The organism is Streptomyces sp. MBT53 (assembly GCF_016654115.1).
Taxonomy (GTDB): domain Bacteria; phylum Actinomycetota; class Actinomycetes; order Streptomycetales; family Streptomycetaceae; genus Streptomyces.
Map to the genome: position 1 here is coordinate 1 of NZ_JAEQAZ010000462.1, position 4,320 is coordinate 4,320.

Annotated in this window: 2 protein-coding genes and 1 pseudogene; all 3 read left to right on the top strand. The window is 68.5% G+C overall.

What is annotated here, in order from left to right; translation table 11 throughout:
* Positions 1-915, top strand: a 915-nt coding sequence (locus JHN45_RS52220) for an SDR family oxidoreductase (protein ID WP_201056547.1), incomplete at its 5' end; no start/stop codon positions are given.
* Between the two features lie 59 nt (positions 916-974).
* Positions 975-3,017 (top strand): hypothetical protein, encoded by a 2,043-nt coding sequence (locus tag JHN45_RS52225; RefSeq protein ID WP_200709878.1) that lies wholly within the window; start codon positions 975-977, stop codon positions 3,015-3,017.
* 185 nt (positions 3,018-3,202) lie between these two features.
* Positions 3,203-4,320 (top strand): annotated as a pseudogene (locus JHN45_RS52230) (glycosyltransferase family 2 protein); the annotation flags it as partial.

The following is a 4,320-nucleotide window of genomic DNA, read 5'->3' on the forward strand; positions in this document are numbered from 1 at the left end:
GCCGGGGACCCCAACTTCCAGGCCACGGACGACTGTTCGGTCGTGCTCAGGTACCTGCCGGACGTGCCGATCCACGTCGTCGCGGGCGACGAGTACAACATGAAGGTCACCCAGCCCGTCGACGTCTTCATCGCCGACAAGCTCTTCCAGCTCGCCTCCACCGCCGCCCCCGAGCAGGTCGACGAGGCCGCCTACCGCGAACTGCTCACCGGCAAGACGCTGGTCGTCTTCGGCGGCTCGTACGGCATCGGCAAGGACATCGCCGAGCTCGCCCAGGGCTACGGCGCCACGGTGTACGCGCTCGGCCGCTCCACCACCGGCACGCACGTCGAGAACCCGGAGGAGGTCGACGACGCGCTGTCCAAGGCCTACGCCGAGACCGGGCGCATCGACCACGTCATCAACACCGCGGGCGTGCTGCGCATCGGCAAGCTGGCCGAGACGGACAACGCGACCATCGAGGAAGCGCTGAAGGTCAACTACCTGGCGCCGGTGCAGATCGCCCGTTCCGCGTACAAGTACCTCGCCGAGACCAAGGGCCAGCTGCTGCTCTACACCTCCAGCAGCTACACCCGCGGCCGTGCCGAGTACAGCCTGTACTCCTCGACCAAGGCCGCGATGGTCAACCTCACGCAGGCCCTGTCCGACGAGTGGGCCGGCGACGGCATCCGCGTCAACTGCATCAACCCGGAGCGCACCGCCACCCCGATGCGCACCAAGGCCTTCGGCCAGGAGCCCTCGGGCACGCTGCTCTCCTCCGAGGCCGTGGCCCGCACCTCCCTCGACGTGCTGCTGTCCGAGCTCACCGGCCACGTCATCGACGTCCGCCAGCAGGACCCGACGGCCGGTGCGGCCAAGGCCTCCGGCTTCGAGGCCGCCCTCGCCTCGGTGCTGGACGTCCAGGACGGCGTTTAATTAAGCCTGCCTCTGAGTTCCCGGTAAATTACTCAAAACCCCCAAGAGCAGGTTTATCAGTGATTTCCACCGCCATCCGTGTTGCCCGGGTGGGCAGCGCGGCCGAGCTCGCCGCGGCCGTCCTCATGATGCTGGGATTCCCCGCGCTCATGCTGGCCGCGCTCATCCCGAGCGTCCCGGCCTTCGCCGCCGCGGCCGTCGTGACGTACGTCGCCGACCACTATCTGCACCGGCAGGCCAGCTACCTGGTCAACCGCCTCAGCAAGGTCAGGGCGGGCCTCTCGATCCGCTTCCTGATCCGCCAGCTCCTGCTGATCCTGCTGCTGGCCCGCATGGACCTCTCGGACCACCTGATCTTCTACGGCGCGATCGCCTGCTTCATCGCGTTCTACGGCCTTCAGGCCCCGCACGGCGCGGTCGTCACGCTGATCCGCAACCGCCGCCGGATGCCGGTCGCCACCCGCAACGTGGACCTCGGCTCACGCATCAACATCCCGGACGCCCCGCCGTTCGGCCTGCTGGAGCGCTCCGCCGAGAAGATGCTCCACCTCGACCTGTTCGCCGTCGTCGGCCTGCTGATCTCCGCCCAGCTGGACTCGGCCGTCGCCGCCTTCATCGGCATCGGCGTCACCCTGTTCCTGGGCACCCTCTACGTCGCCGCGCTCCTGCCGTACATAAGGGGCACGAAGATCCCGCCGACCGCCGAGGTGATCCTCGAGGCCGTCGACGACTGGCTGCACGAGTACCAGCCGCAGACGGTGCTCTGCTTCTCCGGCTCCAAGGACTCGGCCTACCAGGTCAACATGTGGCTGGAGACCATGGAGCAGCTGGAGTCCAGGCCCCTGGTCCTGCTCCGCGAGCGCGTCATACTGCAGAACCTCGCCCCCACCAAGGTCCCCGTCATCTGCGTCCCCGGCGGCGTGCACCTGATGAACATGGACCTCTCCAGCGTGCGCGTCGCCCTGTACGCGGCCAACGTCGGCAAGAACATCCACCTGCTGCGCGTCCCCACCATGAAGCACGTCTTCATCGGCCACGGCGACAGCGACAAGCTGGCCAGCGTCAACCCGTTCAGCAAGGTCTACGACGAGGTGTGGACCGCCGGCCGCGCGGGCCGCGACCGCTACGCCATCGCCGACGTCGGTGTCCGCGACGACGACATCGTCGAGGTCGGCCGCCCGCAGCTGGCCCCGATCGAGACTCTTCAGGGCGTGCCCGAGGGGCGTATCCCGACCGTGCTCTACGCGCCGACCTGGGAGGGCTGGGACAACGACCCCGGCAACACCTCCCTGCTGCTGGCCGGCGAGAACATCGTCAAGAAGCTCCTCAAGGCCGACCCGCCGGTCCGTGTCCTGTACAAGCCGCACCCCTTCACCGGCACCGTCAGCTCCGCGGCCGGCTCCGCGCACCGCAAGGTCACCGCCCTGGTGGAGAAGGCCGCCGCCCAGCGCGCGACCGACCCGCGCTTCACGGCCGACGCCGCCGCCCAGACCAAGGCCAAGGCCGACATGGCCCGCATCGAGGCCCGCATCACCGAACTGTCCGGCGGCCCCGCCGACAAGGGCGACGAGGCCGAACTCACCCGCGACGGCGTGGTCGACCTGGCCAAGTACGAGGAGATCGCCCGGCTGCGCGCCGAGTGGAACGACGCGTACTGGCAGTCCTTCGGCACCTTCGAGCACCGGGTCATCTCCGGCGCCGAACCGCGCCTGTACGACTGCTTCAACGTGTCCGACGCGATGGTCTCCGACATCTCCAGCGTGGTCTCCGACTTCATCGCGAGCGGCAAGCCGTACGCGGTCACGGACTCCGCGCAGCTCGGCGTCGAGGAGTTCAAGCGGCAGAACACCGCGGTGCGCGCCGCCGTGATCCTCTCCAACAAGGCCGCCGAACTGGGCGAGCTGCTGGCCGCGGTCCGCGCCCCGGACGCCGACCCGCTGGCCGAGGACCGCAAGGAACTCAAGGAGTACCTGCTCGGCCCGGACGAGCCCACGTCCATCGAGCAGTTCAACACCGCGGTACGGGACCTGGCGCTCAAGTCGGAGGCCCGCAACGTCGGCCAGGAACGGTCGGCCGCGACCGAGGCCGAACTGACCAGCTGACCCGCTGACCTGCGCGAGTCAGAATTTGGTCAAGAAGAGCCCGGTTTTTGAGGAGTGATCCTCGAAAACCGGGCTCTTTTGCGTATCCCCTGCTGACGGAAGACAACCGATCGGCCCGGTCGGCCGTCTTGTAGATGTCGATCCGGCCGATACGGGGGAAACACTCCATGGACAAAGGGGAGCGCGTGACCGTGACGCAGCCTGATGTGACCGTGGTCATCGGGGCGTACGAGGCGATGCCGTACCTCGTCGAGTGCCTGCGCTCGGTCGAGGCACAGACCCTGGACCCGGACCGGATCGAGGTCATCGCCGTCGACGACGGCTCGACCGACGGCACGGGGGAGTACCTGGAGGAGTTCGCGGCCCGCGCCGCGAACCACGTCACGGTGATCCGCCAGGAGAACTCCGGCGGCCCCAGCTCCCCGCGCAACGTCGGCCTCGGCAAGGCGGCCGGGCGCTACGTCTTCTTCCTCGACGCCGACGACCGGCTCGCCCCCGAGGCGCTGGAACGCATGGTCGCGATGGCCGACCGCAACGGCACCGACGTGGTACTCGGCAAGGTCGAGGGCATCAACCGGGTCCCGCCCAAGGCCGCGTGGGTCGAGACGCTGGAGCGCACCGACGTCTTCCACTCCAACATCAAGTTCACGCTCAGCGCCCAGAAACTGTTCCGGCGGGCCCTGCTGGAGCGGAACGGCATGCGGTTCGACGAGTCGCTGTTCACCGGCGAGGACGCGCTGTTCACGATGGAGGCGTATCTCCGGGCCGACGGTGTCTCCGTGATCGCCGACCACACCTGCTACTACCTGGTCGGCCGCGACGACGGCAAACACGTGACGAAGAGCGGGAGCTACACCCTGCGGTTCGACTCGGCGCGGGCGTTGATGAACCTCATCGCGGAGATGGTCCCGCCGGGGGTGGAGCGGGACAAGCTGATGGTGCGGCCGTTCCTGGTCACCCTGCTCTCCCGCAGTTCGGGCCGAAGTACGCGGGGGACAGCGAGGAGGTACGACGCCACAAGTTCGAGCTGGCCAAGCCGCTGATGGCGGCCCACTGGACGCCAGAGGTCGCCGTCCGCCTCAAGGTCGACGAGCGGCTGAGACTGCATCTGGTGGCGCAGGAACGCCCCGAACTCCTGCTGGAGGTCGTCCAGTTCCTCAAGTCGAAGAAACGCCCCGAAGCGGTGGTGGAGGGGCGGGGGCGTCGGGTGTACCTGGCGTATCCGCACTTCCGCTCCGCGGCGGCGGGCCTGCCCGACTCCCTCTACCTGGCCGAACCGCGCGAGGCTCGTGGGGTGCGGGGG